Genomic DNA, 15,860 nt, shown 5'->3' with positions numbered 1-15,860 from the left:
TTCTTAACTAAGGATTTCTCTTTTCCCTCTTAGGTGTAATAATTTCAGTAAAATCCTCTCCTAAAAAACCGTTAATCACGGCTTCCATAAAAGAATCGGTAATTTTGACCTTTTTATCCACAATATCCATCCAGAGGGGTATCCCTCTGCCGTTTTCGGGAGTCAAAGTGTAAACCAGGTTGGCAATAAAGTAAGTAAAATCCTTTTGTTCTTCCAGAATATCCACCCCTATGGGTTTGGGATCAAGGGAGCTCCTCATAAAAAGCGTCCTGAAACCTTCCTTAAAAACTCCGGATTTAATTTCTAAAAATTCCCCCACATCCATAGCTCCCATAAGTATTTCCCAGTCTGCGGCATACTTGAATTCCAGGGGAAGCCCTTTATTAATAGATCCGCTGATTACCGAGGTAGAAATACCCTCTACCAGCCCCGCTATTACGACATCGTTTTTTAACGCTATATCCTTTATTTGGTCAAAACGACTTTTTGCTTCAATTTTAAACCTGACTAAAGAGCCATCCAAAAAAAGCACCTTCGGGCGAAATTTTATTAAGACCTGCTTGGCCGCCTCCGCTTCCAGCTCGGCAAGCCGTTTTTTCTGCAATGCCCTGTACTCTTCTTCTTTAATTTGTTCCTCCATAAGTAAAGGGGAATCCACTTCGGAAAGCTCAATTTCTTCCCGGCTTTTTTCTGAAGAAATGCCGAGAGCTCTTTTGACAAAAATTAAATAAGGATAAACACCTCCGATACTATTTATTGAGCCATCAACTCCTGCTATTCCGCCTTCCAGTTTAATTTTATCCAAATCCTTTTCTTGAAGCTTTTGTGCCTTTAAAAATTCTCCTACAGAATTTTCTTTAATGAGCTTTCTAATAACTTCCCCACCGGGCTTTTTTAATCCCCTGTTTTTCAGCATTTCTGCGGTCTTTTTAATTTTTTCTTTAAAATCCTCGCTTATCCTTTCCATGGTGTCATCCCTTTCTAAATTACCTTAAACCTTGTGTAAAAATAAACAAACATTGACTCTTTTTTACATAAATGGTATATTCTTGTTAAGAAAAATTTGTCGAAAGGGGGCGAAATTTGTGAAATCGACGGGGGTCGTCCGAAAAGTCGATGAGCTGGGCAGAGTAGTCATCCCTATAGAATTGAGGAGGGTTTTAAACATTTCCGAAAAAGACCCTCTTGAAATATATGTGGATGGCGACAAAATAATTTTAAGGAAGTACGAACCCGGCTGCATCTTCTGCGGAAACGCTGACGCTGAAGAATTGTTGAATTTCAAAGGAAAAAATATTTGCAAAAAATGCATAAACGAAATTAATAACCCTTAAGAAAAATTCTGGCAGGAAGGAAATCCACCTGCCTTTTTAATTAAGTCAATTCTCCCTGTGTATATCGCTGTAAAGCTCGTTTTTCGATATATTAAACTCTTTCGAAACCTTTTTTACCGCCTGGCTTTTTGCCATTCCGCCTTTTACGTATTCCTTTACCTTTTCCAATGCCTTTTCCTTCACATTTTCATCAGGAGTATCATTTGTCTCTTCTTCTAAAACCCCTTCTATAATAATGACAAATTCTCCTTTTGGCTCTTTTGTATTAAATTTTAAAAGAGCTTCTTCTACCGTCCCCCGGAAAAACTCCTCATGCATTTTGGTTAGCTCCCTGGCAATGACAATCCTCCGATCCCCCATTTTTTCTTTAAGTTCCCTTAAAAATTTAACTATTCTATGAGGCGATTCGTAAAATATTATGGTTCTTTTTTCATTTGAAAGGTCGTCAAGTATTTTTTCTCTCTCTTTATCTTTTTTGGGAAGAAAACCTTCAAAAGCAAATCTTCTGGTGGAAAAGCCCGAAGCTATTAAAGCCGTAACAAAAGCCGATGGCCCGGGAAGCGGAACAACTTCTATATTTTCTTCTATGGCAGCCTTTACAAGATCCTCTCCCGGGTCGGAAATACCAGGCGTTCCTGCGTCCGAAACCAGAGCCACATCCCGGCCTTCCAGCAATAATTTTATTATTTCTTCACCTTTTTTAGTTTTATTGTGTTCGTGGTAGGAAATCAAAGGCTTTTTTATGCCGTAATGGTTCATAAGCTTTCTTGTAACCCGGGTGTCTTCAGCTGCTATAACTTCCACCTCTTTTAATATCTTTAAAACCCTTAAGGTGATATCTTCCAGGTTTCCTATGGGGGTAGGGCATAAAAACAGCCTGCCCTTTTTTTGCTCCATTATTTTTCCTCCCGCTTTCGGCAAGATATTTTCCGATATTACCTATAAAAATTAACCAGTATATATTGATTTTACTTATAATATTATAACTTAATTTGATGCATTGGTATAATTATTCTTCCGATTAGGATTAACGCCCTTTAAAAAATGTTATGAAGAAGGGATAAAATCATGGATTTTCTTTGAAGTTAGAAAACATTAGCGCGGTTATAGAAGCGGTCGAAAAATACGGATGAAATTGAGTGAAAAAAATTTCAAGCACCGGAGAATTTGCCGGTGCTTTTTTTATTGATTTTATTTGGATTTTGTTACAAAATAATTTTATGTGCTACATCAAAGGAGGATGGCATATGGATTATGTTGTAAGAGCAATAGATGAAAAAGCAGGCATCCTTGCTTTTTGCGGACGTACAACAAACCTGGTCGAAAAAGCAAGGATTATCCACAATACCCTTCCTACCGCCTCCGCAGCCTTCGGCCGCCTTCTTACCGCATCGGCATTGATGGGTCTTATGCTGAAGGGCGAAAAGGATACGATAACCCTCAGGGTCGATGGAGGGGGTAGTGCAGGAATAATCGTAGCTCATGCCGATTCTAAAGGCAATGTAAAAGGATTTATCGGAAACCCCGAAGCCCACATTCCGTTAAATCAAAAGGGTAAACTCGATGTTGCAGGAATAGTAGGCAGCACGGGCACCCTGACCGTAGTAAAGGACCTGGGATTAAAAGAACCTTATGTAGGACAGGTTCCATTGGTTTCAGGTGAAATTGCCGAAGACCTGACCTATTATTTTGCAAAATCCGAACAAATACCCTCCAGCGTTGCACTGGGTGTTCTTGTTAATACGGACGGCAGTATAAAAGCTTCGGGAGGATTTATTATTCAGCTTTTACCCCAGGCAGAGGAAAAAGCCGTAGCCTCTATTGAGGAACAGCTAAAAAACACAAAACCTGTAACCCGATTGATAGAAGAGCAACTTTCACCTGAAGACATATTGAAGAATCTGCTGAAAGATTTTGAGCTAACCTTTACAGCAAGGCATGTGCTGAATTACCATTGCAGCTGTTCAAAGGAAAAAATAGAAAAAATTCTTATCAGCTTAGGGGAAGAGGAAGTAAAAGATATATTAAAATCCAGCGGAGTGGTGGAACTGGTTTGCAATTATTGTAAAAAAGCTTATCGCTTTAATGAAAAAGATATCCAAGAAATTTTTTACACATAAACCTTTTTACCCCATACGCTTTTGGAATCTAATTGCTGATAAGATCATCATCTTAAAATAAGCTGCATAGCTATATAAAAAACCCCATCAAAGGGGTTATTTTATATTTTATTCAATGCCTTTAAACATTCACTTATGGCCTTTTTAGTTTTCTCGTCGGCTTCACAAAGAGGCGGCCTTAATCCTCCTACCTTTATTCCCATTTGGTTCAGTGCTTCCTTTACGGGAATGGGGTTTGTGATAATAAATAGTGTTTTGAACAAATCAAAAAGCTTTAAGTGTAGGTCTAAGGCTTTTTTCAGTTCTCCTCTTTCGAAGCTTTCAATCATTTCCTTTATCTCTTTACCCGCAATATGAGATGCTACACTAACGACTCCTTTTGCCCCTATGGAAAGCATCGGCAGTGTCATGCTGTCGTCTCCGCTATAAATATCTAATTTTGGAGCAAGTTTTTTTGTAAGGCTTGTTTTATCAAGGTTCCCTCCGGCATCTTTAAGAGCGACTATGTTTTTAACTTCCAAAAGCCTTGCCACTGTTTCCGGTTCAATATTTACCGATGTCCTTCCGGGCACATTGTAAAGCATACACGGTATTTTTACGCTTTCCGCAATCATCTTGAAATGCCTGTAGAGTCCTTCCTGGGTAGGTTTGTTGTAATAAGGGGCCACCAGTAAAAGCCCATCTACCCCTAACTCCTGAGCTTTAATCGAAAGTTCAATGCTCTTTGCCGTATTGTTAGAGCCCGTTCCTGCAATTATCTTTGCCCTTTTTCCTGAAGCCTCCACCGCCGCCCTGTAAAGCTTCAACTTTTCCTCGTCGGTTAAGGTGGGGGATTCTCCCGTGGTTCCGGTAACCACAATAGAGTCGCTGCCGTTTTCTATGAGGTAATCGATCAGTTTTTGGAAAGCATCGTAGTCTACCTTTAATTCGTCATCGAAAGGAGTTACTGCTGCGGTAATCACTTTCCCGAAATCCATAAAACTTACCTCCCTTTTTTTAATAATATTAACCTGTGATTGCCACTATCGGCAACTATTAAATTATCCTCATTGTCTATAAAAATGCCCTTGGGGGTATTAAACCTTCCTTTCTCAAATCCAACCCCCCCTATGCTTTCTATATGGTTGCCTTTCAGGTCAAATACCTCAATTTTGTGATTTCCCGTATTGGATAAATATATTTTGCCATTTTTTACTGCAATTCCTTGAATTCCGGAATCTTCCGGATTTCTCTCGTCTTCATAAAAAAGTTCTTTAAACCTATCGTTCAACACCTCTTTAAAACTCATCCCATCCCATTTCACTAAGGAGAAAATACCGTTTTTAAGCACGTACATATTCCCTTTTTCATCAAAAGTTATTTCTTTTGGTTCCTGTATTTCTATCTGTCTTAAAAAGTTGCCATTTGCGTCATATATATTTATTCTGTCATTAAAGGTATCGGCAATGTAAAGATTATTATCTTCTCCCGCGGCAATATCCATTGGCCCCATTAAATCTCCGTAATTATCAAATACTCCCAGTTTACCTTCTTCTTCTCCCCGTTCTCCGAAGCTCTTTATGTAATTTCCATTCTTATCAAAGATATGGACCCTGTCTAAATCAAGAACGTAAATTTTATCTTTTATAATTACCGCATCCACTGGCTTAATAAAATCCTCTCCGGGTAAAGACAGGTTATATAAAAAGCTACCATCCTTTTTAAAAACCTGGACTTTACCTGTCTTTTCGTAAAAATTCCCGCTTACAACTATAATATGTTGTTTATCCCCATAAACGTGATGGGGAAAAAGGAAATTTTCTTTGTCATTATTTTTTATTACCTTTACTTCTTTTCCTTTTTCGAAAAACACTACTCCTTTATCATCGGGTAAGCATATGACGAGTTTGTCCTTTTTCCCGAAAAGGCTTGAAAAAGAAAAATCCTCATTATTCTCTGCTATTTTATAAAATTCCTTTATACTGCCCTTTTTAAAATCAATTTTTACTATTTTATTCTTGAGCAGAGCAAAGATTCCCTCTTCATTCACCGCCACATCCTGGGGTTCATCCTCTAAAGGGTAATCCTTTGTAAACGCACCATCCGGTGTAAACTGCTGCAGCCTTTTGTTTAAAGTATCGGCAACGTAGATATTGTCCTGTTCATCCACAGCAATCCCCAGGGGGCCTATATAAAATTCGGAGCCATAGGTCATAAATTGCCCCTTTCCCCTTCCGCTTTCACCAAACTTTCTCAAAATCTCTCCTTCCGAATTAAACACGTATACCTTATCATAACTTAAAACTATAAGTTCATTTTTTGAATTTACCGCAATAGCCCTGGGGAAAAAGCTATCATCGGGTTTAATTCTTTTTACTTCCTTTTCATTTTTGTACTTTATTATTTCTCCCATTCCCAGATCAGCAATATATACGGCACCCTCTTTATCCACCGCAATGTCCACATTTTCCTGCTCTATTCCGCCAAGGGGAGCAAATTTTTCTTTAAAGTTATAATTTTTATCAAATACAAAAACACTCCCGGCGGTAGAAATCTGATCCAGTATATAAATATTTCCCTCATCGTCCAAAGCAGAGCTCACCGGATAATAGGGTATATTTTCTTTTAGCCCCGGTATTTCCAGTAAAACGCTGCCGTAGCCATCTTCAAATTTTACCAGGGCCTGCCGGGCACATGAGGTTAACACCATTAAGGAAATAATAGTGAATATACTCACAAATAATATTCCTTTTTTTACAACCCACATTGTTAATCCCTTCCAATAAAAAGATTTAAAAAAAGTAAGGGTAAAAAATTACCCTTACCTGTCGTCCCGATTGAAAAAGCCTGCTATCGCAAGAAGTCTTAAAAGCTGCATAACCGCCATAAGTGTGGCAGCCACATAGGTCAGAGCTGCTGCGTTTAGCACCTTTCTCACTCCGTAGGTTTCATCCGGAGCTATAAATCCCTGTCCTTCCAGTACCGCAACAGCCCTGCTGCTGGCATTATATTCTACCGGAAGGGTAAAAAGTTGAAACAGCACCGCAAGGCTGAAAAGCAATATCCCGATGGTTAAAAGGGTATTCGCATTCATCAATAACCCTATAAAGAAAAGCGGAAAAGCCATCTGTGACCCTATATTAGCAAGGGGCACTATGGAGTTCCTCAAAGCCAACGGTGCGTATCCTTCTCTGTGCTGTATGGCGTGACCGCATTCATGAGCTGCAACACCCAGAGCTGCCAGTGAACGCCCGCTGTAAACCTCAGGGGAAAGCCTTAGAACTTTATTCCTCGGATCGTAATAATCGGAAAGCCTGCCCCTCGTCATCTCCACGGAAACATCGTATATTCCGTTTCGCCTTAAAATTTCTCTTGCCACATCGGCACCGGTAAGACCTATCCGGGCCGGTATCCTCAAATACCTTTCAAAAGTTGTAGAGACCATAGCTTGAGCATAAAAAGCAAGGATTAAAGCGGGCAATAAGATTATCCAGGTGGGATCGTATCCCCAGAAATACGGGTAAAACATCCTTATTCCCCCTTTGAGGGTAATTTTTTTTAGATTTTATTTAATAATATATGTTTTATTCACCTATTTCAACATCATTTTTTACTACTTCCTCCTTAGGAAATTCCTTTATCTCTTTTGTATCCTTTAATTCCACCTCAATTATTCCCTTTTGCTCGTTAATACTCGTAATTATACCTTCACCTAAGGGAGTTAGCACCTCATTACCCAGTTCAAATTTTTCCTTTTCAAAGGAATTTTCCTCCATACCTTCCTGCTGATAATTTACGCACTCGTATTTTAAACAGCACATTAGCCTGCCGCATAGACCCGATATCTTCCCGGGGTTAAGCGAAAGGTTTTGCTGTTTGGCCATTTTAATTGATACCGGGTCGAACTCCCCCAGGAATGTATGACAGCATATTACCCTTCCGCACGGCCCTAAGCCGCCCACCATCTTTGCTTCATCCCTTACCCCTATTTGCCTTAGTTCAATTCGGGTCTTAAATATTGCTGCTAAATCCTTTACCAGCTCTCTAAAATCCACCCTTCCATCCGCTGTAAAATAAAATATCAATTTTGATCGGTCAAAGGTATACTCCACATCTACCAATTTCATAATAAGGCCGTGCTCCTGGATTTTCTTTTCGGCTATAACTTCTGCTTCCCTTGCTTTTTCCCTGTTTTCTTCAAAAATCCTGTCGTCCTCCAAGGTAGCCTTTCTTATAACATCTTTTAAAGGCGATACCAGGCTTTCCTCCGGCACCTCTTTTGGCCCTATCACCACTTCGCCGTACTCAAGACCCCTTGCCGTTTCTACTATAACCTTATCCCCAATGTTCAAAGGTATTTCACCGGGGTTAAAATAGTATATTTTCCCGGCCTTTTTGAATCTAATGCCTACCACCCTTACCATATTTCTACCTCCACAGGGCAAGGAGCAAATTGAAAAACCCGAGGTTTTCATTACCCCTTGACTTTATATATTCTATGGTTTTATTTATCCTGTCTATTATTCCGATTATTTCACCGATGCTGTATAAATCGGAAAGGTTTATTATTAAATTACGGTAATTTTCATTAAATAATCTCACTTTACTATTAGTCTTTGCCACCAGAATGTCTCTATACAATGTTAAAATAAATTCCAGAAGCGTTTCCTTGTCTTCATATGCGCATATTTGATTATAGATATCAATTTTTTCTAAGGTAAACGACCTTTCTTTTACCAAATAAATAAGTTTTTCCGCCCATTCTTCGCTAATATCGTATTTTTCATAAGGTTTTACCTTTTCAATGACCCTGCACCTGGAAACAACTGTAGGTATTAAGTTTTTTATATTCTGGGAAAGGAGCAAAAATATACTCTCGGAGGGCGGCTCTTCCAGGGTTTTCAGGAAGCTGTTTTGAGCTTCTAAAGTCATTTTGTCCGCATCGTATACGATGTAAATCTTTTTTCTCCCTTCCACGGGAGTTAAATAGGAATCGAAAATTATTTCCCTTATGTTCTCTATTTTTACAGAAGAACCTTCGGGTTTTACTTCCCGGAGGTCAGCAAACACACCTTTTGTAATTTTTTTGCAGTTTTTGCAGTTATCGCAAAATTCCCCGTTTCTTTGCAGGCAGTTGGCAATCTTTGCAATGTTTATAGCCTCTCTTTTAGTCTCTTCCACAGGCCCAACCAAAATATAGGCGTGAAATAAATCACGTGTACAGGTCAACGATAAGCCCCCTTATTTCATCTAAAAGAGAAAGAATTTTTATGGCATCCCTGTGCTCGGATAAAAATTGCTGTGCCAGTTCCATCACCTTTTCATCAATAATTTTTATCGCTGTCAAAACCTTCTGCCGGCCAAATCGGGAAAAATTCTTTTCTTCAAAGATATCCAGTCCCATATCCAAACATTTTTTTATAAAATTTTTTAGTAATTCTCTGTATTTTTTAAAATCCTCCAATGTCTGATTTTTTACAAGTTTTTTCGATTGTTCATCTAAAGCTTTAAACATTAAATTTAGTTCTTCTTTCGAATAGGTTTCCCTGCTTTTCTTCAGGTACTCGCCGAATTCTTTTTCAGCGCTCTTTTTTTTCTCGACCTTTATTGAATTCAAGCCCAATTCTTCAGACATCCTGTTTACCCTTATCATATTTTTTCAAACCTTTCCACGTTCAAAACAAAAACTATAGCCCCTCCTACCGTAACCTCCACGGGGTAGGGAGCAAAGGTTTCTCCGGGAACCCCGGGGAATATGGTCACCACGTGCTTTCTCGGTTTACAAATTTTTTCCAGTAAGTCTAAAACCTCTTTTAGTTTATCTTCCTCCAAACCAATCAATAAGGTGGTGTTACCTCTTCTTAAAAAACCTCCGGTGCTTGCAAGCCTGGTTACACCAATATTTTTTTTGGTAAGCTCCTCCACCACCCTGATGCTGTCATTGTCATCCACCACGGCCATAATCAATTTCATAAATGGCCCTCCTTTAATTAATTGAAAATCCCCGACCTTTCCAGCTCCATAACAATGTCTTTAAAGATTTCATCTTTGCTTTTTGATGCATCTATTACCCTGATTCTTTCTGGAAATTCATCCTTAAGCTTTAAAAAACCTTCCCTTACCTTGATGTGGAATTCTAAAGATTCCCTTTCCAGTCTATCCTTACCCCGGGTAAGTCTTTTTAGAGCTATTTCCGGATCTACATCCAGTACAAAGGTGATATCCGGCCAGTAGCCGTTTAAAACCCATTTGTTTAGCTGAAGAATCCTGTTAAAGCCAAGGCCCCGGGCAAAACCCTGGTAAGCCAAACTGGAATCCACAAATCTGTCGCATACTACAAAAAATCCTTCTTTTATAGCAGGAATAACTAATTTTTCCAGTATTTGTGCTCTGGATGCGGCGTATATAAGGGCCTCAGCCGTAGAAACCGGATTGCTGTCCGGGTCCAAGAGCACCTTCCTTAACTGCTCTCCGAGGGCTGTTCCCCCGGGCTCTCTCGCCCGAATAACCCTTTTACCCTTATTCTTGATGTACTCACACAGTTTCTCCACCTGAGTGGTTTTGCCAGCACCGTCGATTCCTTCAATTGTAATGAATTTCCCTTTTCTAACCTGTTTACCCATTTTACACCACCGCAATACATTTATTTTTTATACCCTGACAGATATAATTATTTGCCACGAGCTCTTCCAATAATTCCACATGTTCCTTAGTAATCAGCTCCCCCGGGTTTAAAACCGGAATTCCCGGCGGATAGGGTATCACCGGGTTTCTGCATATTCTGCCCGGGGAATTTTTTAAGGGGATATATTCAAAATCCCCTAAAAATACCTCATGGGGTAACAAAATCCTTTCGGGGAGCTTTTTTAAAATTCCTACCGGGAAAATTTTGCCTTTCTTTTTCCTGAAAGTAGATAAAGCCTTTATAAGTTTCAAAACATCTCTTTTTGAATTAGCTCCTGTGATTAGAAGGTATATATTATTCAAATCCGCATACTCTGTAAAAATATTATATTGCTTTCTTAAAATTTTTTCTACATATAATCCGCTATAACCCGAGGAAGAAGTGTTAATTATTAATCGGGAAACATCGTAGAAAAAACCTTTGCTCTTAGCGTAATCCACACCGGGACAGTAAAAGGGTGTAAACCGGTTTATCCCCCTCCTTGCCAATTCTGCAAGTTCCACCCCTTTTTCCACAAATTTTGCTCCGAATTTTTTTAAAAAAATTACGGCCAGTTCCAGGGAAGCCATCAAAATGTAAGAGGGGCTCGTGGAGGTAATAAGGGAGAGATTTTCCCTTATCACCTCCTCTTCCTTTCCGGGGCCGTTAAAATGAAGCCAGGCGCTCTGAGTGAGCGATAATAGCATTTTATGCGGACTTTGAACGGTAATTTCCGCTTTGTAATCTACACCCGACGGGGGAAGCTTTTTTGAAAATTTAAAATGAGGTCCGTGGGCTTCATCTACTATTGTTTTGATGTTCTTTTTTCGGGCAGTTTTTATTATTTTTTCGATATCCGGGCATATCCCGTTGTAATTCGGATTTGTTACCAGCAATGCTTTTATATTTTTCTCCTTTTCAATGGCCGAAACCCATTTTTCCTCCGGAACATCAAGACATATACCCAGTTCGGTATCCACCCCGGGAATTAAGTAAACGGGGTCGGATCTCGTAAGAATAATGCCGTTTAAAACCGACCTGTGGGAATTCCTGGGAACTAATACCCTATCCCCTTCTTTCAGGAAGGAAGCCATAGCTGCAATTATTCCGGAGGTGGCCCCGTTTACTAAGTAAAAAGACCTCCTGGAACCATACAAAGATGCTAAATTCCTCTGGGATTGTTTTAAAATCCCTTCCGGTTGATGCAAATTGTCAAAACCTGGGATTTCCGTTACGTCAAATTTATATAAATTCTCGGAGAGCAATTTCTGGAGGGAAAATATAAACTTACCTTTATGTCCGGGCATGTGAAATCTTACGGGGTCTTTTTTTACGTACTCCTTTAAAAGATTCATTAAAGGAGCATCTTCTTTAAACATTCCCATTCCCCTTTTTTTCCTATTCTTCTTCCTCGCTCACCACCGCCACTGCCGAAACCGAATCCTCTTTTTCCAATTTAATCAATGTCACTCCCCTGGTGTTTCTACCCGTCACGGGTATTCCTTCCACCTTTAATCTTATCATCATACCATTAGCCGTAGAAATTATTATATCGTCTTTATCGGATACGGTCCTCAAAGAAACCACGTATCCCGTCTTTTCGGTAATCTTTTGCGTTATAATGCCCTTTCCACCCCTTGATTGCAGCCGGTATTCGCTAATGGGAGTGCGTTTTCCAAATCCCTTTTCGGTTATAATAAACACATCCCTGTCATCAACAACCATATCAAAGGCTACTATCCTGTCGTCTTCCTGAAGGGACATGGCTTTTACACCCTTAGCAGACCTTCCCAAGGGTGAAACGTCCTTAACCTTGAACCTGATGCTCAGCCCTTTTAATGTAGCCAGGATTACCTCATTTTCATCATTGGCCAGGTTTACTCCAATTAATTCATCTTCGGGATTCAAATTAATCGCTATAATTCCCGTCTTCCTCATGGCTTTAAATTCCGAAAGAAGTGTCTTTTTTATAAGACCGTTTTTGGTTACCATTACAATGTAATTTGCCTCATCGAAATCTTTAATAGGAATAACGGCTGTGATTTTTTCTTTCGGTTTTAAATTAATTAAATTTACAATTGCCGTTCCTTTTGCGGTTCTGCTGGTTTCCGGAACTTCGTGGGCTTTTAACCTGTACACATTTCCTGAGTTTGTAAAGAAAAGGAGCACATGGTGTGTGGATGCAACGAAGATTTTTTCTACAAAGTCTTCTTCCCTGGTGGTGATTCCATTTACCCCTTTACCGCCCCTTCTCTGGCTTTTATAACCTGAAAGGGGCATCCTCTTTACATACCCTAAATGAGTCATGGTGATTACCACGTCTTCCTGGGCAATCAGGTCTTCTTCGCTTATTTCTTCGATATCTTCCACAATTGCCGTCCTTCTCTCATCCTTGAATTTTTCTTTTATTGCCAGAAGCTCTTCTTTTATTATTCCCAGGACCATTTTCTCATCGGAAAGCACTTTTTCGTAGTATTCAATCTTCTGCAGTAATTCTTTGTATTCCTCCTCAATTTTTTGCCTCTCAAGGGCTGTCAACCTCTGCAGCCTCATATCGAGAATTACCTGAGCCTGTTTTTCGGTAAGGTTAAATTTTTTTATTAACCCTTCCTTGGCCGTTGGAACATCCTTTGATTTTCTGATAAGCGAAATCACTTCATCTAAATTTGCAAGGGCTATCCTCAAACCTTCAAGGATATGTACCCTTTCCCGGGCTTTCGCCAATTCATACTTTGTACGGCGTACAATAACATCCTTCTGGTGTTCAAGATAGTAATATATTATATCCCTTAAATTTAAGACCATTGGCCTGTTGTCAACCAGTGCCAGCATTATTGCCCCAAAGGTGACCTGCATCTGGGTATGTTTGTATAATTTATTCAATATCACCTTAGCACTGGAGTCCTTTCTTATTTCAATTACTACCCTGATGCCGTTTCTATCGCTTTCATCCCTTATATCGGTAATCCCTTCTATGTGCTTATCCCTCACCAGTTCTGCAATCTTTTCAATAAGTTTTGCTTTGTTTACCATATAGGGAATTTCGTTAATTATAATTTTTTCCCTTCCGTGTTCCACCTCAATTTTTGCCTTTGCCCTTATGACAATTGATCCCCTTCCCGTGGTGTACATCTCTCTTATTCCTTCAGTTCCTACGATAATTCCCCCCGTTGGAAAATCCGGGCCTTTTATTACCTTCATTAGCTCTTGTGGGGTAACGTCCTTATTTTCAATCATCATGATAGTGCCGTCTATAACTTCTGAAAGATTGTGGGGCGGAATATTCGTCGCCATTCCCACCGCAATTCCCGATGAACCATTTACGAGAAGATTGGGAAAGCGAGATGGTAAAACCCTGGGTTCTTTTAAGGTTTCATCAAAGTTAGGAATAAAATCCACCGTATCCTTGTCTATATCCGAAAGCATTTCTAAGGCAATTTTTGAAAGCCTGGCCTCGGTGTACCTCATGGCCGCCGGCGGGTCTCCATCCACCGAGCCGAAGTTCCCATGTCCGTCTATTAAAGGGTACCTGATGGAAAAATCCTGGGCCATTCGCACCATTGCATCGTAAATTGCCGCATCTCCGTGGGGATGATATTTTCCCATCACATCTCCCACAATTGTCGCTGATTTTCTGTGGGGCCTGTCGGGAGTCAGGTTAAGTTCGCTCATGGCGTACAGGATTCGCCGGTGTATTGGTTTTAATCCATCCCTTACATCAGGCAAAGCCCTTCCTACAATTACGCTCATGGCATAATCTATATAAGACTTTTTCATTTCTTCTTCTATAGCCACAGGCATTACTTTCCCGTAAGTTTCAGCCATTATAAAACCCCCGTTCTATTTTAGACATCAAGATTTCTTACCTCTTGAGCATGTTCAAATATAAACTGTTTTCTCGGTTCCACCTTTTCCCCCATTAAAATCGTAAATATCTCATCCGCTTCAATGGCGTCCTCTAAATTTACTTTCAAAATTGTCCTCGTCTTAGGATTCATGGTGGTTTCCCATAGCTGGTCCGCATTCATTTCACCGAGACCTTTAAACCTCTTTATCTCAACCTTATCCTTGTCCTTCATCTTTTCCAGAATTGCTTTTAATTCTTCATCGCTGTAAGCGTAATGAGTTTCCTTCCCCTTAGAAATCTTATATAAGGGCGGCTGAGCAATGTAGACCTTTCCCGCTTCGATAAGGGGACGCATAAACCTGTAAAAAAACGTCAAAAGCAGGGTTCTAATATGAGCACCGTCCACATCCGCATCGGCCATGAGTATAATTTTATGATATCTCAACTTATCGATATCGAAATCATCTCCAATTCCTGTACCCAGTGCCATAATCATTGCCCGTATTTCTTCATTGGAAAGCACCTTGTCCAGTCTTGCCTTTTCCACATTTAATATTTTACCCCTCAGGGGAAGTATAGCCTGAAACTTTGGATCCCTCCCCTGTTTCGCCGAACCTCCTGCTGAGTCTCCCTCCACCAAATATAATTCACATAATTTTGGGTCTTTTTCGCTGCAGTCCGCAAGTTTTCCGGGGAGGGTGGTTTTATCCAGAGCGTTCTTTCTTCTTACCAGCTCTCTCGCCTTTCTTGCAGCTTCCCTTGCTCTCGCCGCACTTATTGCTTTTTCTACAATCGTCCTTGCTATGGAGGGATTTTCTTCTAAAAATTTTGACATCCCCTCGCTTACCACCTGGTCGACAATGCTTCTCATTTCGCTATTCCCCAGCTTCGTTTTGGTCTGTCCCTCAAACTGGGGGTTTCTTAATTTAACGCTTATTACCGCCGTTAAACCTTCCCTTATATCGTCTCCGGACAGATTCTGGTCCTGTTCTTTTAAGAGATTAATTTTTCTTGCATAATCGTTTATTACCCTGGTCAGTGCGGTCTTAAATCCAATTAAATGAGTGCCTCCCTCTAAAGTGTTAATATTGTTGGCAAAGCTTAATACGTTTTCGGTATAGGAATCGTTGTACTGAATCGCCACCTCTACTTCCCATTCGTCCTTTTTACCGGCACTCATAAAAATCGGCTCTTCGTGCAGTACATCCTTATTCCTGTTTAAATACTTGACAAAGGATACTATTCCTCCTTCGTAATGGTAAACCTGTTCTTTATTGGTGCGTTCATCCCTCAAAACTATTTTAAGGCCTTTCGTTAAAAAAGCCTGTTCCCTCAAACGCTGAGCGAGGATATCAAAATTGAAGTTAGTTTCTTCGAAAATCTCCTTATCCGGGAGGAATGTGACCTTAGTACCCGTACCGGTCACTTCTTTAATTTTCTCAACTTCGGTAACGGGCTTACCCCTTTCGTATTTTTGCCTGTATAAAAAGCCGTCCCATTTTACTTCCACCTCAAGCCATTCCGATAAGGCATTTACAACGGATACTCCCACTCCGTGAAGCCCGCCGGAAACTTTATAGCCACCGGCTCCAAATTTACCTCCGGCGTAGAGCCGGGTTAAAGCCACTTCCAATGCGGGTTTACCTACTTTCGGATGGATTTTTACCGGAATTCCCCTTCCGTCATCATCCACACTAATTGCTCCATCCTTTCTTATAACAACCTCTATATTTTTGCAGTAACCCGCTAAAGCTTCATCCACACTGTTATCCACCACCTCGAAAACCAGATGGTGAAGCCCCTTGATGTCAGTAGATCCAATATACATGCTCGGCCTTAACCTTACATGTTCCAACCCTTCCAGTACTTCAATTTTTGTTTCATCGTAAACCAGTTTTTTATCCATTTTAAAACCC

At 40.1% G+C, this 15,860-nt stretch carries 15 protein-coding genes; 2 read left to right on the top strand and 13 right to left on the bottom strand.

From position 1 onward, the window contains the following. Positions 1–7 precede the first annotated feature (7 nt). Entirely contained in the window at positions 8–967 is a 960-nt protein-coding gene (locus tag ACPLOV_RS06265) for a DNA double-strand break repair nuclease NurA (RefSeq protein WP_424908276.1), read from the bottom strand. A gap of 118 nt (positions 968–1,085) precedes the next feature. Here ACPLOV_RS06265 and ACPLOV_RS06260 point away from each other — a divergent pair, with 118 nt between their 5' ends. Beyond that, complete coding sequence (locus tag ACPLOV_RS06260) at positions 1,086–1,334, top strand: AbrB/MazE/SpoVT family DNA-binding domain-containing protein (RefSeq protein WP_424908275.1); 249 nt, start codon at positions 1,086–1,088, stop codon at positions 1,332–1,334. 45 nt (positions 1,335–1,379) lie between these two features. Here ACPLOV_RS06260 and rsmI read toward each other — a convergent pair whose 3' ends face one another. Continuing rightward, positions 1,380–2,231, bottom strand: a complete 852-nt coding sequence (gene rsmI, locus ACPLOV_RS06255) for a 16S rRNA (cytidine(1402)-2'-O)-methyltransferase (RefSeq protein ID WP_424908274.1) — start codon at positions 2,229–2,231, stop codon at positions 1,380–1,382. A gap of 350 nt (positions 2,232–2,581) precedes the next feature. Here rsmI and hslO point away from each other — a divergent pair, with 350 nt between their 5' ends. Continuing rightward, complete coding sequence (hslO, locus tag ACPLOV_RS06250) at positions 2,582–3,454, top strand: Hsp33 family molecular chaperone HslO (RefSeq protein ID WP_424908273.1); 873 nt, start codon at positions 2,582–2,584, stop codon at positions 3,452–3,454. A 101-nt stretch (positions 3,455–3,555) separates the two neighbouring features. On the opposite strand, the gene dapA is transcribed toward hslO, so the two are convergent. The 11 genes from dapA to gyrB are packed head-to-tail and all read right to left on the bottom strand — an operon-like array spanning position 3,556 to position 15,850. After that, positions 3,556–4,431: a 4-hydroxy-tetrahydrodipicolinate synthase gene (gene dapA, locus ACPLOV_RS06245; RefSeq protein WP_424908272.1), complete on the bottom strand. Its 876-nt coding sequence runs from the start codon at positions 4,429–4,431 to the stop codon at positions 3,556–3,558. Between the two features lie 5 nt (positions 4,432–4,436). Continuing rightward, entirely contained in the window at positions 4,437–6,200 is a 1,764-nt protein-coding gene (locus ACPLOV_RS06240) for an NHL repeat-containing protein (protein ID WP_424910831.1), read from the bottom strand. Positions 6,201–6,254: 54 nt separating this feature from the next. Next, a complete protein-coding gene (locus tag ACPLOV_RS06235) occupies positions 6,255–6,962 on the bottom strand; it encodes a zinc metallopeptidase (protein ID WP_424908270.1) in 708 nt (235 codons plus the stop codon). Between the two features lie 55 nt (positions 6,963–7,017). Continuing rightward, entirely contained in the window at positions 7,018–7,857 is an 840-nt protein-coding gene (locus ACPLOV_RS06230; protein WP_424908269.1) for a PSP1 domain-containing protein, read from the bottom strand. Positions 7,858–7,861: 4 nt separating this feature from the next. After that, on the bottom strand, positions 7,862–8,662 hold the full coding sequence (locus ACPLOV_RS06225; RefSeq protein ID WP_424910830.1) for an ATP-binding protein: 801 nt from the start codon (positions 8,660–8,662) through the stop codon (positions 7,862–7,864). After that, positions 8,646–9,068, bottom strand: a complete 423-nt coding sequence (locus ACPLOV_RS06220) for a YaaR family protein (protein WP_424908267.1) — start codon at positions 9,066–9,068, stop codon at positions 8,646–8,648. The genes ACPLOV_RS06225 and ACPLOV_RS06220 overlap by 17 nt, the downstream gene beginning before the upstream one ends. A 14-nt stretch (positions 9,069–9,082) precedes the next feature. Beyond that, complete coding sequence (locus ACPLOV_RS06215) at positions 9,083–9,406, bottom strand: cyclic-di-AMP receptor (protein ID WP_424908266.1); 324 nt, start codon at positions 9,404–9,406, stop codon at positions 9,083–9,085. A gap of 17 nt (positions 9,407–9,423) precedes the next feature. Further along, positions 9,424–10,056 carry a dTMP kinase gene (gene tmk, locus ACPLOV_RS06210; RefSeq protein ID WP_424910829.1) on the bottom strand — a complete coding sequence of 211 codons (633 nt, stop codon included), beginning with the start codon at positions 10,054–10,056 and terminating at the stop codon, positions 9,424–9,426. A gap of 1 nt (position 10,057) precedes the next feature. Further along, on the bottom strand, positions 10,058–11,476 hold the full coding sequence (locus ACPLOV_RS06205) for an aminotransferase class I/II-fold pyridoxal phosphate-dependent enzyme (protein ID WP_424910828.1): 1,419 nt from the start codon (positions 11,474–11,476) through the stop codon (positions 10,058–10,060). A gap of 19 nt (positions 11,477–11,495) precedes the next feature. Next, complete coding sequence (gene gyrA / locus ACPLOV_RS06200; protein WP_424910827.1) at positions 11,496–13,922, bottom strand: DNA gyrase subunit A; 2,427 nt, start codon at positions 13,920–13,922, stop codon at positions 11,496–11,498. 20 nt (positions 13,923–13,942) lie between these two features. Beyond that, positions 13,943–15,850, bottom strand: coding sequence for a DNA topoisomerase (ATP-hydrolyzing) subunit B (gene gyrB / locus ACPLOV_RS06195; RefSeq protein WP_424908262.1), 1,908 nt, complete (start codon positions 15,848–15,850; stop codon positions 13,943–13,945). Positions 15,851–15,860 lie beyond the last annotated feature (10 nt).

Source organism: Thermovenabulum sp., from assembly GCF_049723235.1.
Taxonomy (GTDB): Bacteria; Bacillota; Thermosediminibacteria; order Thermosediminibacterales; family Thermosediminibacteraceae; genus Thermovenabulum.
Note: the sequence above shows the minus strand (reverse complement) of the source record. Positions and strands in the feature narration are given on the sequence as shown.